The following is a 24,699-nucleotide window of genomic DNA, read 5'->3' as shown; positions in this document are numbered from 1 at the left end:
CTGATTTTTAAAAATTTAAAGAATCAACAAACAATTTTTCATAGTTTTCTTTTGTAGAGAGTTCAAAATATTTTATATCTCTAGAAACTGACTCCATTTCCTCCCGTGATTCTTTTGAAAGTAGGCACATTAAAGCACCAGTTTTGGAAGAATTTCCGATATATTTCACTTTTTTACCCAATTTTTCTGGAATTATTCCACTTCCAACGAGGCTTTCAACAGTTAAATGTTTTCCAAACTGTCCTGCAATTATTACTTCGTCAATTTCTCCCATTGTCAAATTATTTTCATCCAGAAGTGCTAAAAATCCCGAAACAATTGCTGCTTTTGCCAGCTGAACCTGCCTTATATCTTTTTGTGAAACCAGTATTTCAGGATTTTTTGAAATCTGTACGAATTTTTTTGAGTTTTTTTCTATTATTAAATTTTTATATTCATTATCTGAACCATTTGAATTAATTAACCTGCCAGTTTTACCAACAAGACCTGTTCTAACTATTTCAGATATTGAATCAAGTATTCCGCTACCACAAATTCCAACCGGATCTTTATTTCCAATAACTTTTAATTCAACCCCGTTTTCAGCAAATTTAATTCCTTCGATTGCGCCGTCTGCCGCCCTCATTCCGTAGCTTATATTCATTCCTTCAAGCGCAGGACCTGCAGCACAGGAACACGACGAAAGAATGCCTGCCTTTGAAAATATTATCTCCCCATTTGTACCAATATCAATAAAAAGAATATTTTTTTCAGTTTTTAAAAGTTCAGAAACGATAACTCCTGCAACAATATCTGCTCCGATATACCCCGAAACTCCGGGTAAACAGTAAATTCTACCAAACGGAGAAACATTTATCCCAATATCTTTTGAAGGGATACTTTTTCCAGATAAAAATACTGGCAAATAGGGAGATTTTCCAATTGACTCCGCATCAATGTTCAGTAAAAAGTGCATCATTGTTGTATTCGCAGCAATTGAAACTTCATAGATATTTTCAACAGCAATTTTATTATTACTAGCCAAATCAAAAATAAGTCTGTTTATCCCATCAATTATTGCATTGTGTAATAATTCGAGTCCATTTTCATTTTTGTTTGCAAAATCAATCCTTGAAAGTACATCTGACCCATATTCTTTTTGAGGATTTATCATAGTTTCAGATGCAATTTCTATTCCGGCTAAAACATCGATTAAAGATGCTACAACTGTTGTAGTTCCAATATCAACAGCAACCCCATATATTTTTTCATTTATTTCTGGTTCGATCCCGATTAATTCACCATTTAAAAAAATCGAAGTCAGATTTCCAGTTTTAAATGATTTCTGCAGGGCTTTTAAAGTTTCAATATCCTGTATTTTACCCGCATTTAACTCAGAATTAACAATTTCTTCATAATTATTTTTATTTACTCCGCATTCAGATAAATTAATAATTTTCTTAGTGATTGGAGGATTAATTTTTAAGTTTGGCATGTATCCGTCAGTTAAAATCTTGTGATTTTCGTCCAAATTTAATAATTCAATTTTTACATTTCCTAATGCTTTTGTGAGGCAACTAAGGCGGATTCCCCCATCAATTTCATCTTTTGACAAATGTTCAAGCTCTTCAGAAGATAATTGCGTGATTTCCCCACTAACAACCCTTACCTTACATTTTCCGCAAGTTCCAACCCCTCCACAGGGAACCTCTATTTTAATTCCATTTTCTTGAAGAATTTTAAAAATAAATTCCCCCTCTTTGAATTCAAATTTATTTTTATCGTTAGTTATATCCATTATTGCCATTATTCTCCCCTTTTGGAATTTTTGCAGACATTAACCATTGCTTGAATATTTTCCAACTTTGTTCTAACACCAATCCCACATGCAGGAGATAAAATATCAACCCCATATTTAATGCAAGCTCGACTCATTCGTTCAATAGATTCGGGAGTTCCATTTTCAAGAGTAAATGTGCTAACGTTTCCCATAATTGCTTTTCTTGACACGTTTTCGACCACCTGTCCAACGTCAGTAATTGAATCAAAACTTATCGCATCACTTTTTAATGAATTTATTTCTTCGTATACGCTCTTTAATCTACCACAAATATGGATTATAGTTCCAGTTTCTGCCAGATCTTTTGTTTCTTCAATGATTTTATTTAAATATGGAATTGCAAATTCTTTGAACATCTTTGGGCCTAATATCTCGCCTGTTCCACTTGGATCGGATATTGCTAAAACATCTGCACCTGCGTTTAGCTGTGCTTTTCCAAATTCAATTAAGTTTTCAGTCACAAAATCCATGAATTCTTTTGCAGCGTCAGGTTTTCTCCTAAGTTCCTTATAGTAGGTTACAGGTTCCATTAAGGACGATGCAGTGCTAACTGGGCCTGTGAGGTTTGCAATAATTGGAACTTCTGACTTTTTATCTTTTAAAAGTTCGATTGCTTCCAAAACTGTTTTTCCACGCCCTTCATCAATATTGATATGATTTAATTTTTCATATTCTGTAACAGAATCTATCGGATAGTTTGTAACTCTTGGTTCAGTAATATCTGTCCCCATTTTAACTCCTGCACCCATTGATTCAGCTTCAACAGTCATGCAAAATGGAACCCCATAATTTTCAAACCCTCCGTTTTCATACATTCCAACCGTGAGTTTAACCATTTTTTCAGCGTCAGTATGCGCTTCTGGCCAGTATACTCCCGTAATATCCATAATGTCTTTTGTAATCATGTTCATCATACCGCCAGGACATATGCAAGGAATTCTATCAACTTCTTCTCCTTTGAGGGCTTTTGAAAGCCTTTCTTTTGGCTTAATCATTAAATCACTCTTTTTACTTAAATTGTCAAATATAATGTATCATTTTAAACTAAATTCTAAAAAAATCAAACTAAAAATTTAAAAATTATAAAATCTGGGTGAATAAAGTAATAAACTGAATATTTAATCTTTGTATTTATCAATACTAAGTAAATAATCTAATTTTTCTCCTGTAATTGGCCATCCGGCTTCCCTTGCAGCATCCATCATTGCATCGATATTTTCAACAGGAACCTCTACCGGAAGACTACATCCAGACATTATCATATATCCTTTTTTAGCCTTAATTCCCTGTTTAATACACTTTAAGGTAGCTTTTCTAACATCTTCTCTTGAACCGGCATACAATACTCCTGAAGGATCGACATTTCCTGCAATAACCATCCTGTCACCAACAGTTTCTGCACAGTTTTCCAGATCTGCAATATCATCAATACTTAAAACATCAACACCCATATCCACAAGATCTTCCCAGATAGGATCGGTCTTTCCACAGATGTGAATAACTAATTTTCCAGTTCTTGCTTTGATATGGTCGATTAATCTTTTCAAATAAGGTGCTGAAAATTCTCTGAAGTGTTTTGGACTTACAACAGTACATGAAGAAAGTGGTTCTGAAACTGTAACTCCCGTCCCTTTTTCGAGAACTGCATCGGTTAATGCAATGCAGCTTTGGAGTGAAATTTCGCATAGTTTGTGAACTGATTCAGGGTCTTTTAAAAGCATTTTTGTCATTTTTTCTACGCCGATTAAAAAGAAAGCGTTTGTAAATGGGCCAACAACTGAAGCAGTAACTCCAACTTCACTTGCTATTTCATCCCGTACAATTTCAAGGGCCCTTAAATGAACAGGAATTCTACCATCCGTGTATGGGTTAACAACTTTTAATTTATCAAATTCTGACATGTCATTTATTGCAGGTTCTTCCAAATCTGCAGTATTGTCATAAGGCATGTTAATTTTCGCACCCATCGCTTCTGAAATCAAAAACAAATCTGTGAAAACTCTTGCACCGTCTGATCCAAATCTTCTGTATGTTTTAATAATTGCGTCCGCTAATGCTTCTGGATCCGTGTTAAATTGTGAAATTTTGTAGCCTGCAATTCTTGCCATTCCGTTTCCGATATTTGGGTTACATGCAATTCTATCGATTGGTTCCCCTTTCGCTTTAGCAGTAGCTCTTTCAACGGGTGTCATTTTGTCTGGGTAATCCATAATAATCTCTCCGTAACATTTAACTTAATTTTTTAATTTTGTAACCAATTCTTTTGCAATTCTTGCAGATTTTGAAGCCTCAGGTGCATAGCCGTCTGCACCGATTTTATCTGCGAAACTTTGTGAGATTGGACCTCCCCCAACCATTACAATCGTTTTTTCCCGCATTCCTTCTTCTTTCAAAAGGTCAATAACGACTTTCATATTGTCCATTGTAGTAGTCATGAGCGTTGAAAGTCCTACTACGTCTGCATTGATTTCTTTAGCTTTTTTTACAAATTCTACAGGTGGAACATCTCTACCCAAATCATAAACTTCAAACCCTTGTGTTTCTAACATGATTTTAAATAAGTTTTTCCCAATATCGTGAGTATCCCCTTCAACAACACCAACAACTGCCTTAAATTTGCTATCTGAATCTGCATACTTCAAATGAGGTTTTAATATGTCTAAACCGAGGTACATTGCATCAGAACAGACTAGAAGTTCAGGTATAAAGTATTCTCCTTCTTCATAAAGTACTCCTGCCCTATTCATCCCATCTGCAAGCCCTTCTGTAATTCCTTCGAATGCATCAAATCCATTTTCAACATATTTTTTAGATAGTTCTTCAGTTTTTTCTTCATCCATTTCGACAACGGAGTCGGAAAGTTCTTGTATTAGCCGTTCTTTTAATTCACTCATTTTTGACCTCTTGAGTTTAAAATTTAAAAGGTAAATTAACAATACAAATATACATTAATATATTTTATAGTTTTCATAAATAAAACTAATAATTATTAAGATTATTAAAAAACCTAATTATTAATCACTACTCAAATTTAAAAAATATCGTAATTTCGAAAATTAAAAAAGAATTTATTGGAAGTCGACTAATGGATAATTAAGTTTAAAATTTAAATCTGGTGCCTAAAAAAATGATTAAAAAAACTATTTCAAGCCTTAAAGTGGATGAATTTGATAATTTTGATGAAAATATTCTTTTTGAAATGCCATTTAACAGAAAAATAAGGGTTTCGAATATTAGGACAACACCGTCTGGAAAAACCTACTTTTTTGTAAAAACTGATGATTTTCAGGAATTTAAAATTTACGCTGATAAATTAAGCGAAAAAATTGAATTTATACTTAAAAAAGCGGATGGATTTGTAACCGACGGATACGACGTATTAAAATATGTAACATTTGAAAATCAAGCGCCTAAACATTTGAAAAATGATGATGAGAATACATTAACTCAAAAAAATGTGCTTGTTAAAATACCCCTATGGCTTGCAAATGAAAATAAACTTCATTTTGGAGAAAAAATTGGGAAATTTTGTTATATACACTTTAAATTTGTGCTCGAATCGGAAAAAGGAATGTGTTTTTATTCAAAAGAATTAGATAAAAACGTATGGCTTCCAAAAAGCATGATATCGTATGAAATCGAAAGATGATTTAAATCGAAAAAATATACGTAAATAATATATTTAATCAAAATAAAAGCAGTTTTGAATAGATACAATAATTAAGGTGTTATTTTGAGTAGTAAATTTGAAAAACTTTTCGAGAAGTTTGAAAGACCAGGATATATGGATTTTGAAAAGGTAGTTGTTGAATTAAGTGAAAATACTGATATTTGCAGTGGAAATCGTGCAAAAAGTTCAAAATATTTTATTTTTGATAAGTATTCTAATGAAAAATACCCCCTAAAATGTTTCTGGATTGTAGCTTTTGGAATTACAAATCAGATGGATTTAGAAGAAATTTATAAAAAAATTGGAAAATTAATTTCTGGCCCAGTTTTGCTGAATGAATTTGAATTTTTTGGAATAATGGTTGAAAAATCTAAAAAAGACGATATTCGATTTAAAATAATTATTGAATAAACTAAAAAAGATTGTTTCACCATTCTTTTGAAATTGGACATCTATTGGAATCTGTTGTTCCATATCATCTTTGAGATCTTGAATGCATTAATTATATATACTGTTTATGTAATAACTATTAATTAACTTTTTAGTAAAAATGTAATTAAAAGTAATTAAATACATCACAGATAGGGATTCTCATGGATGAAGTTGCAGTTCGAAGAGATATTTTGGAGTATCTTTATGAAAAAAGGGACTTTGTAAAAGGAAAAGACCTTGTAAATATTTCTGGGCTTGAAAAAGATGATTTAAAATATTGTATCCATTTTTTAGAAATTAAGGGTTATTTAATGGTGAAAAGCTCATCTTACGGCATGAGCTACTACACAAGAATAACGGAAAAGGGAAAAGACATTATCAAAGAAATTTTGGATAAACGAGAAGACAGAAATTCGAAAAAGAAACACGAACATAAAAAATATCCCCTAATAAAGTCGAGAAAACTACGATGCCCATACAAATAAATTAAATTTAAATTCAAAAATACTATTTTAAAATTTTAAAAATATTTTTTAGAAAATTATTTTTTTCAACAATTTCTTAAACTTAATATATTAAATTAATCTTTAATTTAAATACAGAAAACTTAAATAATATAACGCATACAATTAAGAATATCTCAGAAGTAAACGTCTGAGATGTTTAAGAATATCTATCCATTGCCGTAACATTTGGAAAACATGATTAAATATCAAATCTATCTATTATTAAAGATTTAATAGCCACAAATCTTTAACATTTTTGACCTCACCTATTTTTTCATATATTTTTGATAATGGTTTAATTCCAATTTTCAAAAATATCCAAACTTATTTTAAAAATGTTTATTAAATCTTTTTTAATTACAAATTTAAACGAGGTTTTATCATATGGCAGAAATTACATTTGAAATAGTCGAACATATAGGCGTACTTTATGAATACCCAAACGGCTGGAAAAAAGAACTTAACCTTGTAAGCTGGAACGAAAAAGAACCAAAATATGATATAAGAGACTGGAACCCCGAACATGAAAGAATGAGAAAGGGAATTACATTAACTGCAGAAGAATTAAAAGCTTTGAAAGGCATTTTAAGCGAAATTGAATTATAATACTTTAATTTTTAAATTTCAAAATTAAACCTAAATATTAATTTTTATGGCTAGTTACGTTCTTTAAATAAAAATTATTGCTAGTATTGTAAAGAAAAATAGAAAAGTATATATAGCTGAATCGCTTAAGTACAAGTGCGAGCAGAGGTGGTTGAGCTTGGCCAAAGGCGCCGGACTTGAAATCTCGACGGACTTTTTTAACGACGATTTCGCATGATTAAAACGATTTTAGCGATTTTAACTCACAGTTATCATTAACGTGTCATTGATTATATATTCGGACGCGCGCGGATTAGCTGATTAACACTTACACAGATATTGCGCATACTGTATTTCTTTTTTCGTGACATATTGCGCAGGACTACCACATTCCAAGTTTTACGAAACCGCGCAGGACGTTTTACGATACAATTACCCCAAATGTTAATGAGATTGATACATGGCGCATTCCTGATAACCATACCAAGTTGTACAATGTTCATTTAGGTACATGATACAATTAGCCACATAAAAACTTGTATACATGTCACCATAGAACTGTGAAAACTTGTATACATGTCACCATAGAACTGTGAAAATGTGTATACATTACCATTTTACACTGGTGTATGTCATTAATGGAATCACTTATCGTAGTCTGCAAAATGTGATGCACCTAAGACATTGCCGTTTTGAGGACGTTGTAGCTACCCTGTTAACCTTGGTAATGTAACACAAAGCACCGTGACAAAACGTGACTTTTTTCAAACACATTAAAGACCCATTTATAAACTTTTCGGAAAATTATAAATATCAGATCCAGATTTGGAACCGCGTGAGCGTGACTTACCGTAACATCTGGAAAATTATGTAATATGTTATATCTTACCAAGTCACCCCATATCACAGTTATATCGCGATATTTCTCTACCCGTATACCATAACACGTTAAATTTGAAAAATAAACCGAATTATTTATATATTGCGGATTCCGAGGTATTATAGAGATGTAACTTATGAAACACATGAAGAACCTACATCACGGAACCTGTAAAAAACATGCTGTATCGATCGAACGATTTGGAACGACGATACAGGATAAAACAGCATTAGATTTCGGTCGAGGGTTTTACACAACAGATATCCTCGAAAAAGCTATCGAATGAGGAAACATTAAGTTCGAGTTAAATCGGCAAATGGGTAGAGACTCTATCGGACCACCTGCAGTTGTACATTATTTGATAAACCATGAAGTGTTAGGCGAACTAAAATACCGACACTTAAAGGAACACGAAGCAATCGAATATGCGGTTTACTGTAGAATCGGAAGGCCACACAAACTAGATGAAGAACATTACGATATTATACAAGGTTATGTGATTGATAGAGGAATTAGTGAAGGTACAAGTAGATTACGTCGATTAATAGCTACAGGTAAACTCAGTGAAAATGATATAAGGAAATACAAAACCTTATCAACAATGTTGAAGCGTACCCATATGAACAGATCGTGTTCAAAACCGAAAGAAGTATTATGGCTTTGAGGTACGATGGATATACGAAATACAAAACTCCAAAATTTAAGCTATAACCTTTTGGTGATATCATGAAATACAAATACATAATCACCGATGTTGCGGAAACGATGGTTAAGGAACTACCTGGATTATCGTTAGAAACTGCATTCGAAATGATTACACAAAGTAACCTACCAAAGTTACTCGAAAACGACCTCTTGAGAGAACATACGACTGTTGAGGACTTTGTAGCTATCGCGTTTAACACTACACGAATAACTGTTGAAAACTTAAGTAAACACGCATCACATAATTTATAACACCACTTACTCTTTTTTATCGATTAATCAGACGTTTATGTTAATTAACCGAAGTTTTCGAAAAATTGTAAATTTTCGGGAAAACACTCCATATTACACTATAGAGTAATTAAGCGCGGAAAAACCGCGACATTTTTTGCAGGGGTACACCCCCCTACACCAATTTACACCACAGTTACACGACCCTACACTCCTGAATCACGATTATATAATGTTCTGCGCTTTTTTTATCGATTCAACATTAAACGGTCCGATATAAGTGATAGATGCTAAAAACAGTAGCATAAGTGATGGTACCCACAGTCTAAGGCGTATTAAGCGGATACAGGTAATGAAGACACGGTAAACGAGTACTGTGGTACCATAAGTGAGTAAACGCAGGAATGAATACCGTGAGACTTTAATCGCAATATAAGTGATATACGCATACACTGTGGCATGTGTTAACGTTTCTATGTGGGTAAGTGTACACGTGGAATACCTATGCACAGTAACAAGTGTATAATGGAACCACATGTGCACTTGTAATGAGTATACAAGTGGATAAGTGCGGTGGGCATACAAGTGAAACCCATAGACATGTTAAACTGTGTTAACGTTTCTATGTGGCCACTGGAACACTTGTATAGGTGTAGTGAGTATACAAGTGCGAACATATCCGCATTACATGATGAAAGTAATTATGGCGAAATCAAGTAAGTACGATGCTTTCGCCCTATGTATCAAACACAAGAACTGGGTAAAGCTATGAATCAGTGATGAGCGTCTCATTGTGAACTGTACAATTTGATGATCGCTACGGTGAGTGGCTTTGAAGGGTAATCATCATGTTTGAATTACTACTATTTTATTCAGAACCGCTTACCTCGATTTACATCGGTGACGTGCCAACGATTATAACCTACAACTAATGTAAATGATACCCGTGCACAAGTGTAAACATGAATAACGACTTCACTTGTCCAATAATTAATGTATAACTCAGTCAGAGTACATACCCCACCAAGTATCGACGTTTTTCATTTTTCTACCAACTAACTCTTTTCTACCCTATGTATCAAACACGTGAACAGCCAACTAATACGAATTGTTTGTGAGCGTTTCAGTACAAGAGTTTCAGAAATATGAACGCTACGGTAGTGAGCGTATATACCATTTAGCAAACTACAAAAGTTCCGATCGTAATACCCTAAACTCTAGAACCTACGATTTTATGTACTCGTACTATCTCACGGTAATTACGATAAAATAATCCAATCCAACACAAGGTGATATTATGAACCCTACAATTTCAACAGAACTAACAAACAGGATTATATCCGCGATGGAAACTTACGTATACACCAACGGTAACTGGACCGAACGAATTAACTGCTGCAAATCATACGTTGAATTAATCGTTCTTCTGAAATCAGAACTTATACATCACCCGATGACAGAACTCGGATCACTACGACCTGTGGTGTTATCCTACATCGTAGACTTCATTGACTGGGACACTGTCGCAGAACACGTGGTAAAACAGTATATTGAAGAAACAGGTACACCACTTCCATTTGAAATGCCGCAGTAATAATAACGGTAATGCTTTTTTGAAACGCTGATAACTGTGACTAAGCGCTATACGATAATAATATCAAAACTAGATCACATCACGTGAAAAAGGGTATGACCAATTTTGTCACACCAAGTTCAACGAACAATATTCAAAAAAGGGTATGACTCTTTTTTCAGACATTACGTTTTTTCAGTATTTACGTAACATCGACCAGGTTAACCGAAGGATAACGTGTACAGAAATGTTTTACCGATCTACATGTTTCAAGTCGCTACTCGAAAAAGGAAACCGAGTATATAATATTATCCGACACATGTACAAATACACGATTATTTTGTAAATTGTAGTACAAAATTATCCGATAATCGAAATTATATAGTAGCAACACCATATATGTTAAAGCCCAAGAGATTGCATTAAGTGGGGGCAATCTCGGGTAATGGTGATGCTGTGCGTTACGTTAAATGATATCGACGAATTTCAAAACATTTAGTAACTTCAGCGTTTATCGTGAGTTGGCTAAGATGATTTGATTTCTTCGTAGGGGGAATATCATTGTAAGTTCATCATTTTTACGTTATCCGCTTCAACGGAAACTCGTTTAAATCGTCACCAGTGGTTTAATTTGTCCATGTTTCTGACATGGACAGGTTACAAACCACAGAAATTGTTATGTAACTGTTTTCACGAACTCAAAAAACGATTATAGTATATGCGGGATATACTCTGTGAGTGAAGCCCATAAACTAACGATATTTTTACAGTTTTGTGAAAAAAGGGTATGACTCTTTTTTCAAACATTACGTTTTTCCAGTATTCTGTATATCGATCTTAGTAACGTGGAGATAACCCGTAAAAACACCAGTATCGATAGAAGAACCTTTTTTGTAAAATACCTAAAACATGTAGAACCATATACAAGTGGCACTGTGTCAAAGTGTTTTACAGCCATATGTAGCAATGTATATCATGTAGAACCATATACAAGTGGCACTGTGTTAACGGTACGTACATAGCACCGTGTAACCAATACACAAGTGTACAAGTGGTTAGTATATAAAATGTAGCACTGAATATCCGCCAATTACCGAAAAACTTATATATTGTCATGATCATACATAGTTATTAGCTAGCTTTAACTTTTTTATACGACTTACCCTAAATGGCAAGTGGTCCGAGCAATCGGACCAAAATTAACACGCGGGTGTCGAGTTAACAGATTTCACAAAAAAGCTGCAGGTCTATACAGAACGTACGATGTGAGTCACGCTCACAAAGTGGTAATGTGTTCACATTTTGTGTAATACTTTTGAACGGTTTTTTGTAAAAAAGGGTGCGATACTTTTTTGTATATTCACCAAACACTGGTTATGTTAATCATCACCTACCTATCGACTGCATATCACCGATTACAGTATGGATTGACCGTGAGCGTCAACCTATGGAAGGTACAAAAATCTGATAAGCCGTGTATGTAACGCTGATACGTTTTTTACATATTCATTACTGCAGTATTTCCAAATCATACAATCACAATACTCAAAAATCAGATCAAACGCGTTTAAATCGATTACAATAATAACATATATATGGTATCAACGATTGTGATAGAGTTACTACTAACATATGGAAGAACGTGCGGGACACGAGAACATATGAAATTCCATTAAATTGGATTAAACGTTCACATTGCGCTACAAAAGTGCAATGGTGGTTATAACGTACTGCCTGAACATCCCTCAGATACCCTCACCGACAGTAGGTTGGTGAAGTTAAAAGCGGACATGAGAGTTTAAATGGTTCAATCAGGAGTCATGTAACCATAACTGAAAAATGGTAAACGTGCTCAAGGTTATGGTCGATTTGGTCAGATTCATTTCGTAAGTTAACACACATGTAAGTGTAATGTTGTGTTAATAACGCCGGGAATTGGGTGATATCATACAGATGAACAAAATACCGGTTAACACTTATCAGATTAACTAACCGGACGTAAGCAAGTCATTTTATGTAAAATGTACATAAGATTAGACTATAAACAACTGATATGTAATATATAATAATTATAGCGCGGAGCGCCCAATACGAGTGTAATGAGGTGTGAGTTGACGAACACCGAGTGGGCGAAGCAGTGAGTAGATGAGTTAGTTCAAAAAGCGTAAAGCGTACAGCGTACAGCGAACGCGACTTTGAACATAACTCACTGTGTTAAGGTAATGTTTACGAATACTCTTTTCACCACGTTAACGAATCGGTTAGCCGAAGGCTTGACTGGTACGGTACATTGGTAATCCACTTCGAGATAACTGTAGGTCATGCAATACGGTTACAATCAAATAACGTCTCAGTAGTTACTAAACTGTGTGGTATCCCGGGTAAAAGTGAGTTGTGATAGCAGAGAACAACGAGCGACGATATCAGAGAAAATACGGTAAGTGAAATACATGATATATCTGCTGATTACGGTTAAACCATAACATACTCGAACATAACCGCTTTGTAAACCATTACGAGATTTAATGTGTTTTTTAACGTGAAATAACACACAAATACATCAACAATATTTAAACGGCGTTATCAGCACGAGGTAATTAACTCTTGAGTATTTTTCGGTAAAAGTGAGTTATGAACTACTGTGAATAACGAACGATGATATGCCGAGAATTGCCGTAAATGTACTGAAAGCTGAAACGTGAGTGAAATACAGCATACATTACCAAATAACTATCACTACCGTACCATCACATGAAATGCTCTCTGGAAATAGTACGTAGCAGTTGAATCAGCAGTACGTTCGGTAAATGCGAGTTGCGATAGCATAGAACAACGAGCATTAGCATTACGCAAAATTACAGTTAGTGATCTCAAAAGTTAATGTGAATTAATCAGCTTGAGTATACCCTGCTAAAAGTGAGTTATGAACTACTGTGAATAACGAACGCTAACCAATACAGATAAACCGTAAGCTACAGGGATGTAAAAACGTGTTGAGATGATTAGTTGGTTAATTCGCCATACAATTACGATAATAACGCTTTAGCTCTGCAAACTACGCTGGGATTACATCGTGACGATGACAATCAATTCATGTACATACTTCGATAAAGTATATATACTCACTACGACTTCCCCATATAAGATTACAAAGTACAACAAAACGTAGAAGGACTTGCGGGACAAGAGAATACGGTACTCTGTTCACTTAACTAAACGGAAATTAACTCTCATTGTACAAACTAACGTAGTACAATGGTATATGTGTGTAGGTCTGAACATCCCTCTGTATACCCTCAGTGATAATCACCTCAAGTCGGTGATTACGTGAACACAAGCGGACCCGATGAGTTTAAATGGTTCAATCAGAGTACACCCGCATAACTGGATAACGGTAGACATGCTTGAGGTTACGGTCGTTTCGAACTGTCGATTCGTAAACTAACAAACTCTGAAGTGTAGAGTAAAGGTACAAGACAACGTACTGAGTTAGTAAAGCCGGGAATTAAGTGATATCGTACGGTGAGTAAAAATACTGGTTAACACTTTACCGAATACATAACCAGACGTAAGCTACCAGTTTTATACGATTAGCGTATAAGATTGGAGTATATTTTTTTTACGTATTATATATAATTATAGCGCGGAGCGCCCAATGCGAGTGCAACGAGTTGTGAGTAACACGAACAACGAGTGGGCAACGCAACGAGACAACATATAACACTTTGGTACTACGACGAGTCATAGTTGAGGAGGAAAAATAAATTCTCACTTGTGACGTATCGTAACACTACGACGTCAAATTGCTCAGGAGTATAAATTTTTTTTTGATATTGTAAACACGTTTCAGGTTGCGGTAGCAATGCTAACGAATGCGGTATAATCATTTCACAATAATCAGTTGTGTTAATTAACAACGCATAAATAACAACCATTCGAATAGTACTGTACAGTTACAAATCATTTTAACGACCGTAATGGTTATCGGGGATCGGGGTGCAGTAATTATGTACAGTATCACTAACAAAAAGGCAGCGAAAGTCGAAGCTACCACGTTTTCGCAACTTGGGATGAACGAAAACGATATTGAAGAGATCTTGAGATGCAGTATCGATATGCTGTGTGATGATGAAGAATCACTGTTGATTGTTGGACGACAGGTTAAAAACGAGAAAAACGGTCGAAGTGATCTTACAGCAGTCGACAACAACGGAAACATTGTGTTAATCGAGATTAAGCGAGATAAGAAAGACATCGAAAACCGTAAAGAAGCGTTCGAGTTTCAGGCAATTCGATACGCTGCAAGTTATGCGAAAGTCGAAAGTCCCGATGAGTTAGTTAAACTGGTCTACGCACCATACATCGAGAAATACCGCAATGAATACGAAATCGGTGAGCTCACATCATATGAATTAGGAATTCGTAAACTTAACGAATTTTTAGATGCGAACGATGTTACCAAATTTAACGAGAAACAGAGAATCATTCTCGCTGCAGGTGAATACGACGAACAAACACTGTCAGCGGTAGCGTGGTTGAACAAGAATAACGTTGATATGAACTGTTTTCAGTTAACACCGTACAAAATCAACAATGAATGTTATATAAACGCTGAAAAGATTCTACCGGTTTCAGGATACGAAGATTACTACGTTAACCTGATGGATAAAGCAAAATACGTATCAAAGAAAACTAAAGACATCACACGACGTTCGTTACCTAAAATTAGTGACATGCTTGAATGGGGCGTTGTAAAACCTGGTGACGTGATAAAAGCGAAAGATCATAACGCTGAAGCAATTCTGTTGAAAAACGGAAATGTATCGGTTATCCCTACTGAAATGTCAATTGGATCAGCTGATGTTCGTAAAATACCAATGCAAACAGCTGTCGCTACCGAGATGTCAATGCAAACATGGCTAAAGAGTGTCTACGGATGGTCGAGTATCCAGACATACAACTTCGCAGTGCTTAAGGAAACTGGTGAAACACTATCAAAGATTCGTGAGAAGTATATGGAAAAGTTATCTAGCGAGAATACAGAATCCGAATAGTTATAACATTAACTTTGATCGTTTGAATCGATTATCTCGTTTACGGTTACATGTTGATTGATAAATCGCATACTACTTTTTTCGTTTTTCAAGTGAATCGCGTTTTGCGGACAGTTGTGGATACACGAATAACAGATATCACAGCGATGTAAAAATTCCGGTTTATCCGTTACTGAAATGTTATTTTTAGGACATAACTTCTCACACAATTTACAAGCGTTGCAGTTTTCGTTAACGATGAATTTCTTGTCTGCCATATCGAGCTTATTTTCATAAACGAATCGGTAAACTAACTTGGAAACGGTGTCCATCACTATTCCTTTTCGTTTGCATTTCGTTTTCTGATTGCGTATATCATTAACGATATTTTCTACGTGGGCTTCGATAAGCTTCTTATTTTCGTGTTTCAACTGTTCTTCAACTGAATAAAGCGGCAGATAGTTATCAACCATACAGATTTCGTTAGTATAGTTAAATGTGATACCTGACTGTTTTCCGAGATCTTCGAGCTGTTTTAGTCCCGATCCACTCATATTACCGTACGTCATTACAGCAAAAACGTAATTAGCGTTTAACGTTACACGTTTGATGAATTCAGCAACAAGTCGTGGAACACCAAAAGCATAACATGGAAAAACGATACCGATTGTTTCATCTTCGAATTCGAGATTACCGTCTTTTAACACCTGTGGTATCGAATAAAGTTCTCCACCAATTCGTTTAGCCACGTACAGGCTGTTACCAGTACCTGTAAAATAAAATATCTTCATTTAACCACTCTCTTCTTATTACATACCGATTATGAACTACATCATATAAATTATGATATCGAGAGAATTTGTCGCGTATTGTCTGTGTGGTTCATGGCGCTGAACGTTATGTACGGGAAAGCTCGCATTTCTAAAACAGTTGTTATGAAGCGTTGATACCAACATTTTAATCCATGATGGTTCATTGATTGTTTCGTCCCAACGTTTAGAACACAGTTTCGTAATCTTGTACATTTCAGCATACATTATTGAGTTTCGTATAAATCGTTAAACTCGTGTCAGACAATACATCGCCATGTTGACGATGTAATTATAATGTGATGTCAAACATCGAAACCAACTCATGTTCAACACATACTAGGAAGCTGATGAACCTGAAGCTGTCGCTACGGTACGCTCGTGTAAGATTTTGAATCTATGGTGGTTTGTTAATCGTATCGACCGGCTGTTTACGTTTCTAAATTCGCTTAATGAACATTGTATATATTTACTGAATAATACATCGCCTTCTTGACGATGTAATCAGATCGGATGGATCCAAAGTAATGTGTTGATACACAAATTACTTGGTTAACACATCTCTTGAGTTTCGAAATCGTACTTCTGTAATTTACATATAATATCATTCAACATCGATTCGTATTTTTTATCCATTTTCCGATTAAGATCCATTTCTACCGCTGCAATGTCCATACACATTTTTCTTACCTTACCGTTTCCAATAACGTTTATACCATAGTGTTTACCCTTAAAGTTAAACTCTTTAGCGTGGTACAATTCAGCAGTTACCGAATACATGTTTAATGACGTGTTTGATTCCCATTCCTCGAGAAGTTTAGAACCAATCTCCCAGTACTCGGAATCTATCTGGTTTCTAATTTTTGTGTATCCCCTTCCGCATAAGCCTTTGTGTGATAATGCGGTTGCCGCAAGTGACGGTATAGTTAATTCAGTTGTTTTCATAGTTTCACCATTTTTTGTTTGTTTTATCAAATTTTGTTATTTCATCAGTTCTGACTCACTAATGTGCGTCATCGTGTATGTTTAGAGTTATAGTGTGGTTTACATCGATATTTACCACATATACGCTCATTAGTAGGGTATATTGTTCAACGTGTCATTATATCACCTCGATATTGGTTATTCACTAGTATATCATCTATTAACGCTGCGTTTTGGAATACGTAGAGAGAAATCAGCTGAAAACGTGAATTTCGATCACACATTCTTGGAATCGTCATGTAGAATCCTAGAGTATCGTAAATACTCGCAGCTGACATGTTTTCATTATTATCGGGTTAAACGCGTTTGAATATCCACATAGATCACCACTTTTAGTTGTTTGATTTTGTACGGTTTGGTATTCGCTATATCTCTAAATCAGAAGCGCTACGTGAATACTTCGCCTATAGCCTACGCTATCATATATTATGTGATTGAGAAGCAGCGTGAGTTTGGTACTCGTCAAAGCCCGCGAAATCGTGTTTCATAAATTTCTAGAGTGAACACGTTTCTTTAATTTCCAAAGCTCACTATATCAGTAAATTTCTCGATACAGCTTACTCAAAATTACTAAAATAGAGTTATCGTTGTTGTAGATCCGATGTTTATCTATCCGGAACGTTAGGTACCGAAAACCGGTAAGTATATATCCTAAGAACCACTATAACATTTACATATATACATATACTAATTATTCTATTATCACTTATTATGTCAGGTAACGTTGCTACAGGCTTCTTTTTGGATTGCGAATTACTTTTTTCATACTGTCTATTTTGTGTTACCATCATTGTATCATTGTTACTCTTGTGTTACTGCTCAGGAGTAACGCGGTATATCACTTTGTTAGTTCATTAGACTGTGATACTCGCTTGTTTTACTTTCGATGACTTTCGTTTTTGATTCACCCTGCCAAATTTTTCTAACGTTTTGGTTAGTTGTATTTATATAGTATCTTCATCAGTGGTATTTTGAGAATAAACACTGCAAATACACTACCAATCAGTTGAAGAGGCATGAAATGGTCAACGAAAAAATAGCACTAACAGAAACACTGCAAGAACAGATTATAAAATCAGTTAAATCGTATAAAGAAACAAATAACGGTGAAAAGCCTACTGCTCGAGACACGATCCTTTACATATTCAATACCCATTCCAACGTGAATATTGCCGTTGAAGATCTAAAGGGGATCTTACTCAGTGCAGGACTACATCGGTCCACATATAGCAAATACATAAACCAATTAATGGATGCCGACATACTTTACGAAGATAAATCTGGTTATTTACATAAATCGGAAACTGAATTATCTGACATTGTAAAATACCTGCTGGATAAACACAAAAGAAAGATTGAAAGCGGTAAAACGGTTATCGTTGACTTTCAAGAGGAGTTTGGTACCGATAAATTTCTGCTGAATAAACTCGATAGCAGTCCCAATGACGTCTTCAAAATGTTTTCGGAAGCGTATACTGAAGCTTACAGGTTATTGAAGAATGAAAAACCCGATTGTGATGGAATCGTTATTCAGAACCTACCTGATAAATACAAATGTGATATCGAAGACATAAACTCTGCTAAAATCGGAAAAGTCGTAGAATTTGAAGGTATCATATCAATTGCGTCATCTAAAAAGGTAATGCTAAAAAAAGGTGCTTACACATGTGGTTGCGGCAATAATCGGGAAGAAACACTTGACAACATGTTTGAGGACATTTCAAAGGTGTGGTGTAAATGTGGAAAAGAAATGATGTTGAACGAATTGGAATCTGATTATATCGATATTCAGGAAATTAAGTTACAGCAACCGTTAGAAACAATGGATAACCCACAGGAACCTCCAAAATACATTACCGTGTTCTTTGAGAATTCACCGGGACTCTTTAGCGGTAAACTAAATGTTATCGGAATCCCGTTCAAGAGAAAACAGAAAAACGGACTTATCTACGATATTTACATTTACGCTAAAAGTATTGCGGCTGTCGAAGATATTATAGTCGATAGATTGGACGAAAACAAAATAACGTACATAAAACAGGTTGTTGAGTACTGTTCCAAAAACGATATCAAGTTACTCGATAAGCTCTCTGAAATACTGATCCCGACAATCCATAGTCACGAAGACGTAAAAAAAGCGCTGCTACTTCAACAGCTGAAAGGCGCCGTTGGATTAAACCGTAATAACTTACATATCCTGTTAGTTGCAGATCCGGGAGTAGGTAAATCTGAAATGCTTCGTACCGTGTCAAAACTTCCAAAAAACATATACGGATCGATTACAGGAAGCTCGGGTGTTGGATTAACGGCAGCTGTGGAACAAGAAAGAACTTCAGTTGGTGATAGTGGCTGGGTAACTAAACCGGGATTACTCGTCTGTAAAAACGGTGGAACTGCATCACTTGATGAATTAACGGTAAATAAAGAGATGTCAACACATCTTTTAGAGGCGATGGAATCTCAAGAAATCCACATTTCAAAAGCAGGATTAAACATATGCCTACCTGCGGAAATTGCAATTCTTGCTGCATGTAACCCTCGAAATGGGTGTTGGGACAATACAAAAGGATTAATTGAACAGATTGAGCTAACTAAACCAGTTATAGATCGATTTGACTTGATATTTGACATGGGTATTGGTCAAAACAAGGAACTTGATGCTGAAATTGCTCGAAAAACGATTAGAAACCATAACCTCGGATCAGTCAATCCCGATAGCTTATTGGATAAAACCATAGATATTGGAGATTATACGGTTAATCGAGAATTTTTACTGGATTTCATTGAATACACAAGGACACTGTCCGTTAAAGTTCCTAAATCGGTTGAAGATTCGATTGTTGAATATTACGTTAACAGAAGAGCTAATCAAAATACATCAACGCGTCTGGTTGAAACAATAATTAGGCTTTCAACCGCATTTGCGAAAGCCAGGTTAGATACTGAAGTTAATGAGCGAGATTTTAAGGATGCGTGTGCGTTATACACATTATCAATCAAAGTGGATAACCCCTTGAAAAATTTATTTAATTCGAAGTCAGTGTTTGATATCTAAGACGATTAGGAACTTATTTCACCATATCTAAAATACCTGAAACGCCCGTAGCGAAACTCTCGCATATGTGTTCCTGTCGCTACGGTACGTTCGTGTAAGATTTTGAATCTATGGTGGTTCAGTGATCTTATCGACTGGCTGTTTACACCAATATGTTAAATTGTTGAACGTTAACCAGGTTACTGAATAATACTGCCTTCTTGCCGATGTAATTCTGAACTGAATATCAAACATTCGAAACTACACGATCGACGAGTACTGAAAAGCTCATAAAATTGAAACTGTCGCTACTTAGCGTATTCGTATGATTTTGAATCTATGGTGGTTTGTGAACATTTTCCCTACCATTTAGAGTCATGTTGCAATAATTTCGAAAATGTTAAGTTACAATAGTAACAGAATAATTGATTATATTATATCGGTGGTGGTTATTCTGACAAATTACTTCATGTGTATCACAAACGAAGAAAACTGGAACGTTGTAAAAGACAAAAAAGTCTGGGGCGTTTCTGAAATGTACAAAAACACGATTGCGAAAGTTGAAAAAGGCGATATGTTGCTGATTTACGAAATGGGTATAACCGGAAAAGAACCCAAACCACAATACATTCGTGGACTTTATGAAGTCACTTCAGACGTTAATCGTGATGGAAAAAAGATATTTGGAGCACATCCTCGCAATCCAAATGAAACGTACCCTTTGAGAGTTAAATTAAAGGAAATAGAAGTGTTTGAATCGCCGATTCTGTTCAAACCGCTTGTAGAAAAGTTGGAGTTTATAAAAAATAAAAAACAGTGGTCAGGTTCATTGCGACGTGCGATGGTTCCGTTAAACGAAAAAGACTTTAACACCATTCGAAACGGTAAATAACACATTTTATTTATTCTTCTTGATTGAACATAACTTCTTTAGGTTTGTTTGTACATTCCATTTTATGTTCGTGTAGTTCAAGCTGAGACAGTATATGCAATATAAAACCATATTCTTTTTCCTCGAATGCTTTGTTCAATTTATAATCTATTCGGTGTCTGACCTCATGTTCCAACGTCTGACTGTTATTATAACAAAAATTTACCATCATCCTCACCTCCTTTCGTTTGTAATTGAACCGCATTCTGGATGGTATATATACTTCATCGATGTGTTAGAATATATGGATTAAATGTTAGAAAGAATTGCGATACGGAGGTTAAAAAAAGATAATAAATAAAAAAAGTTAGGAAAAGTTACGCATACAGTTTATTGAACATTTTGCGTATACATTCGTGGCCGTCTTCTAAGAATAATATGTTTTTATTTTCCAATTCATCTTTGGTCGCATCCCATTGGGTTTTTAGATCCCTGTAATTTGTAACCGAGGTTATAAAGGCATCTAAATTTAGTTGGATATCCCCACGTTTATTAATACTATCTTGTATTTGCTTAATGTCTTCATAAAGCCTTAATTTTTCATCATCCTGATTCATCAGCATAAGTCCTTTTGGATCTATAAACGCAATGCTTTGTTTATTTCCATTGATAGTCCATAGTATGAAATCAGGATAAAATCCCTTTGTTTCAAAGAATCCAATTCCTGTCCTCGATGGATTTCTAAGAAGATATGCGCGATCAAATGGTAAATTATCCTTATTTCGTTCAATATACTCGGTCAGATAATTCAAAAATTTCCTTTCACTTTCAACAAGCGCTGTGGGCGATAGTTTGATAAATTTCAGACGTTCATCTTCGTTTTTGTAAATTAGCGGTTGGAATAGATGCGTTTCGTTTGCAAAAAATTCCAAAATGGTAGCTTCGTCATATCCAAACGAGCTATTTTCAGAATATATTACATCGTCGTCGGATGAAGCGTTTTTGCGGACATATTTTATTAATGTATCCGTGAATTCATTCATATCCCATTTTAGATCGCGTTCTGTACAATTTATAGTGAATATATAGTCTTCAGGGATCATACGGTGATCTTGTTCATCGAGGACCTCATAACTGAGGTTCTTTTGATACCACCGTTGTTTTTCTTGACCATATATTTTATCCACCATTGATTTTAGAAGTTGAATTGCATAATCTTCTAATTTTTGAAGTTTTCCGAGATTATGATCTTTTGTTATTTCGAGTATTTCTTCCTTACATCTAATATAGTAGGCTTTTTTATTTATGAGCTCAATTAAGTCTTTTTTTGTAAAATACATATTACTATATTTCTTTAAACCCTTATATTTCATTATTTCAAGGTAAACTCTATCAAAATCCATCATAGAAACGATTTCATCAGTAAACAGTAGTTCTTTTATTGTTGAATCGCCATGTGTTTCGGCTATTTTGTCTTTTGAATCAAGCCGTTCAATTTTTGATCTCAAATCAAGACCCACGGTAGATTTGAAATTATTATATGTTGTTATTTGGACTTCATCTTTGAATTCGCCTGCATCTTTACTTTTTCTAGGAATATATAGATTAAAACCCGGTAATGTTGGTTTTATTTTGAGTTTGAACGTTTCGTATTCTGAAATGCCCTCTCCTTTCAAAGTTTCACGGAATACCTCCATGTAATTTGCGTTCATTCCAAATATGTTCAATGTTTCGAGTATTTCCAATTTTTCAGGCACTATTATCGAATCATCTAACCTTTTGTGATCCTTTAGGTATTGGCTACGTTTAAGTGAGTTTTCATAACCTCTAAGACGCACCCCCCTACCAAATAGCTGGATAATTTGTGCCCCTTCTTTTTTACCAATATTTAGTAAACACATTGAGGATACACGGTATGAGTTCCAACCTTCGATAAATTTCTTGGAGCCAATTAGGAAATTTATTTTGGAATTTTTATTTTCGATTTTTCCAAATAGTGTTTTTTCGAGATTGGATTTTATATCGGTTTTGAAGTATTCATTTTCATTTTCGGATTCGGCGAGCTTAATAAACGATGCAGTGTCCCCAATATTTATCACACCAAAGTAATCGGCATCGTGTCCAAACCGAAGACCTATTTCCCCTTCTGCTTTCTTTATATCTACAAATTCCAGAATTTTTGATGATTTAACGTAAAAAAGATCAGATATGACGTTATCATATATTTCATCGATATTTAACTGGTTGTTTCGTATAAGCTCCCGTAAATAGGAGAATTTTCGGTTAAAGATCGGCTGATCATGTTCATCGACAATAGATGATTTGTTAGTAAATATGTTTTTTATACATTTTTTCATTGAGTTTTCTTCATTTACAAATTTTGCAATGAATTTAACCACATTCAATACATCTGACTCGGTTTTTTTGCCACTAACACTACTTCCAACAAATATCATGAGCGGATTTTCCAGTTTGAATTTTCGAATCCCTCTTGAATTGTCATTCATGTATTTTTTCTGTTCGTACAATGACAATAATGCGCCTACGAGGTATTCATCGTTGTCATAATCGTTTTTATTCCTCAAATTCAGTATACTGTAGTCTTTTCCAAAACCGTCCTCATAAAAGTACTTGTATCGGTAATCAAAAATTATAGATGTTGCATATTCCTCAAACAAGTCATCATCAGCCGCTAATTCGCCAAAAGTTGCACTGTATTCAAAAATGAAACCGTGTTTACCAACAAGCGATTCCCGGTTTGATTTCCACTCTTTTCCCCCGCTACCCTTGTGACCTTCATCAACGAATACAATATTATTCTCACCGAAAAATTCAACAGGTACGGATTTACCATCTTGAGTTTTCACATCCTGTTTTAGTTTGTAGTTATCGATTACAATTATTGGGTTCTGAACTCCAAAATTATCTAAATTCAGCTGGAAATTAAAACATCGGTTTCGAATATTACTTATGCTTAATTCGGCCATATGTTGCGCAGTTAGGCTTTCACTAGGTGTTATCAGCAGTATATTATCATACGATGTTTTATTGTACCGCATTATCTGCAAATAATTGATATGCATGATTATCGTTTTACCGCTACCCGTTGCAGCCCAATAAACTAATTTATTTAACCCATTTTCTTTTGGATAAGGAACGTTTTTATCCCTTTCCACTTCCCGCATATGTTCTGCATAATTGATTAATTCATCATAAAATACATCAAATTCGTTGTAATACTTATCCAGGTACAATTCCGTAAATAATACTGCCAGATATTGGTAATATTTCAACAAGATTGGAGTTTCTCTTTTTTCATTTATCTTGTTCAAGTACTCCTGAATATTTTCATCGTATTGTTCCAATTTTTGCCTTAGTTCATCATTAATGTTCAAATTCTGTAAAACTTCAGTAAAGTAAAACTTACCGTTTTGGTTTATTCCTTCCGGAATATCGTCTAGTTTTCGCCTAAAGTCGTCTAGTTTTTTGAATCCGAACAATGAGCTGATGTAGCGGTTCAATAGCAGGTGATTTTGTAGCTTTCGTTGTTGTTTTGCTCTTGCCATG

General features: G+C 34.9%; 19 protein-coding genes. 11 read left to right on the top strand and 8 right to left on the bottom strand.

Annotated elements, in window-relative coordinates:
• Positions 1–7: 7 nt before the first annotated feature.
• From HNP90_RS03540 to HNP90_RS03525, 4 genes are all read right to left on the bottom strand, one after another.
• Positions 8–1,786, bottom strand: coding sequence for an ASKHA domain-containing protein (locus HNP90_RS03540; RefSeq protein ID WP_011976485.1), 1,779 nt, complete (start codon positions 1,784–1,786; stop codon positions 8–10).
• On the bottom strand, positions 1,786–2,814 hold the full coding sequence (locus tag HNP90_RS03535; protein WP_011976484.1) for a methylcobamide:CoM methyltransferase MtbA: 1,029 nt from the start codon (positions 2,812–2,814) through the stop codon (positions 1,786–1,788). Before HNP90_RS03535 ends, HNP90_RS03540 begins: the two co-directional genes overlap by 1 nt.
• A gap of 123 nt (positions 2,815–2,937) precedes the next feature.
• Positions 2,938–4,029: a uroporphyrinogen decarboxylase family protein gene (locus HNP90_RS03530; protein WP_011976483.1), complete on the bottom strand. Its 1,092-nt coding sequence runs from the start codon at positions 4,027–4,029 to the stop codon at positions 2,938–2,940.
• Between the two features lie 24 nt (positions 4,030–4,053).
• Positions 4,054–4,713 carry a corrinoid protein gene (locus tag HNP90_RS03525; RefSeq protein ID WP_011976482.1) on the bottom strand — a complete coding sequence of 220 codons (660 nt, stop codon included), beginning with the start codon at positions 4,711–4,713 and terminating at the stop codon, positions 4,054–4,056.
• Between the two features lie 233 nt (positions 4,714–4,946).
• On the opposite strand from HNP90_RS03525, the gene HNP90_RS03520 reads away from it, so the two are divergent.
• The 9 genes from HNP90_RS03520 (at position 4,947) to HNP90_RS03480 (ending at position 15,455) form a co-directional block, all read left to right on the top strand.
• Positions 4,947–5,468 carry a hypothetical protein gene (locus tag HNP90_RS03520; RefSeq protein WP_011976481.1) on the top strand — a complete coding sequence of 174 codons (522 nt, stop codon included), beginning with the start codon at positions 4,947–4,949 and terminating at the stop codon, positions 5,466–5,468.
• 84 nt (positions 5,469–5,552) lie between these two features.
• Entirely contained in the window at positions 5,553–5,900 is a 348-nt protein-coding gene (locus HNP90_RS03515) for a hypothetical protein (RefSeq protein ID WP_011976480.1), read from the top strand.
• Between the two features lie 182 nt (positions 5,901–6,082).
• Positions 6,083–6,406: a hypothetical protein gene (locus HNP90_RS03510; RefSeq protein ID WP_011976479.1), complete on the top strand. Its 324-nt coding sequence runs from the start codon at positions 6,083–6,085 to the stop codon at positions 6,404–6,406.
• Between the two features lie 405 nt (positions 6,407–6,811).
• Positions 6,812–7,033, top strand: a complete 222-nt coding sequence (locus tag HNP90_RS03505; protein WP_011976478.1) for a YdbC family protein — start codon at positions 6,812–6,814, stop codon at positions 7,031–7,033.
• A gap of 995 nt (positions 7,034–8,028) precedes the next feature.
• Positions 8,029–8,178, top strand: coding sequence for a hypothetical protein (locus HNP90_RS03500; RefSeq protein ID WP_155810667.1), 150 nt, complete (start codon positions 8,029–8,031; stop codon positions 8,176–8,178).
• Between the two features lie 30 nt (positions 8,179–8,208).
• Entirely contained in the window at positions 8,209–8,556 is a 348-nt protein-coding gene (locus HNP90_RS03495) for a hypothetical protein (protein WP_011976477.1), read from the top strand.
• A 62-nt stretch (positions 8,557–8,618) separates the two neighbouring features.
• Entirely contained in the window at positions 8,619–8,849 is a 231-nt protein-coding gene (locus HNP90_RS03490; RefSeq protein WP_012194555.1) for a hypothetical protein, read from the top strand.
• A 1,276-nt stretch (positions 8,850–10,125) separates the two neighbouring features.
• On the top strand, positions 10,126–10,422 hold the full coding sequence (locus HNP90_RS03485) for a hypothetical protein (RefSeq protein WP_011976476.1): 297 nt from the start codon (positions 10,126–10,128) through the stop codon (positions 10,420–10,422).
• Positions 10,423–14,408: 3,986 nt separating this feature from the next.
• Positions 14,409–15,455, top strand: coding sequence for a hypothetical protein (locus HNP90_RS03480; protein WP_048059352.1), 1,047 nt, complete (start codon positions 14,409–14,411; stop codon positions 15,453–15,455).
• A gap of 8 nt (positions 15,456–15,463) precedes the next feature.
• Here the strand turns inward: HNP90_RS03480 and HNP90_RS03475 are convergent, their stop codons facing one another.
• Together HNP90_RS03475 and HNP90_RS03470 are read right to left on the bottom strand one after the other, a co-directional pair.
• Entirely contained in the window at positions 15,464–16,225 is a 762-nt protein-coding gene (locus HNP90_RS03475; RefSeq protein WP_011976474.1) for an EFR1 family ferrodoxin, read from the bottom strand.
• 570 nt (positions 16,226–16,795) lie between these two features.
• Complete coding sequence (locus HNP90_RS03470; protein ID WP_011976473.1) at positions 16,796–17,188, bottom strand: hypothetical protein; 393 nt, start codon at positions 17,186–17,188, stop codon at positions 16,796–16,798.
• A gap of 1,060 nt (positions 17,189–18,248) precedes the next feature.
• On the opposite strand from HNP90_RS03470, the gene HNP90_RS03465 reads away from it, so the two are divergent.
• Together HNP90_RS03465 and HNP90_RS03460 are read left to right on the top strand one after the other, a co-directional pair.
• Positions 18,249–20,282 carry an ATP-binding protein gene (locus HNP90_RS03465; RefSeq protein WP_011976472.1) on the top strand — a complete coding sequence of 678 codons (2,034 nt, stop codon included), beginning with the start codon at positions 18,249–18,251 and terminating at the stop codon, positions 20,280–20,282.
• A 448-nt stretch (positions 20,283–20,730) separates the two neighbouring features.
• Positions 20,731–21,153 (top strand): EVE domain-containing protein, encoded by a 423-nt coding sequence (locus HNP90_RS03460; protein WP_258558914.1) that lies wholly within the window; start codon positions 20,731–20,733, stop codon positions 21,151–21,153.
• Between the two features lie 10 nt (positions 21,154–21,163).
• Here HNP90_RS03460 and HNP90_RS03455 read toward each other — a convergent pair whose 3' ends face one another.
• Positions 21,164–21,361 (bottom strand): hypothetical protein, encoded by a 198-nt coding sequence (locus HNP90_RS03455; RefSeq protein WP_048059353.1) that lies wholly within the window; start codon positions 21,359–21,361, stop codon positions 21,164–21,166.
• A gap of 148 nt (positions 21,362–21,509) precedes the next feature.
• Positions 21,510–24,698 carry a DEAD/DEAH box helicase family protein gene (locus HNP90_RS03450; protein ID WP_011976470.1) on the bottom strand — a complete coding sequence of 1,063 codons (3,189 nt, stop codon included), beginning with the start codon at positions 24,696–24,698 and terminating at the stop codon, positions 21,510–21,512.
• Position 24,699: the final 1 nt, after the last annotated feature.

Source organism: Methanococcus maripaludis, from assembly GCF_013760955.1.
Classification (GTDB): domain Archaea; phylum AGJL01; class Methanococci; order Methanococcales; family Methanococcaceae; genus Methanococcus; species Methanococcus maripaludis_A.
Note: the sequence above shows the minus strand (reverse complement) of the source record. Positions and strands in the feature narration are given on the sequence as shown.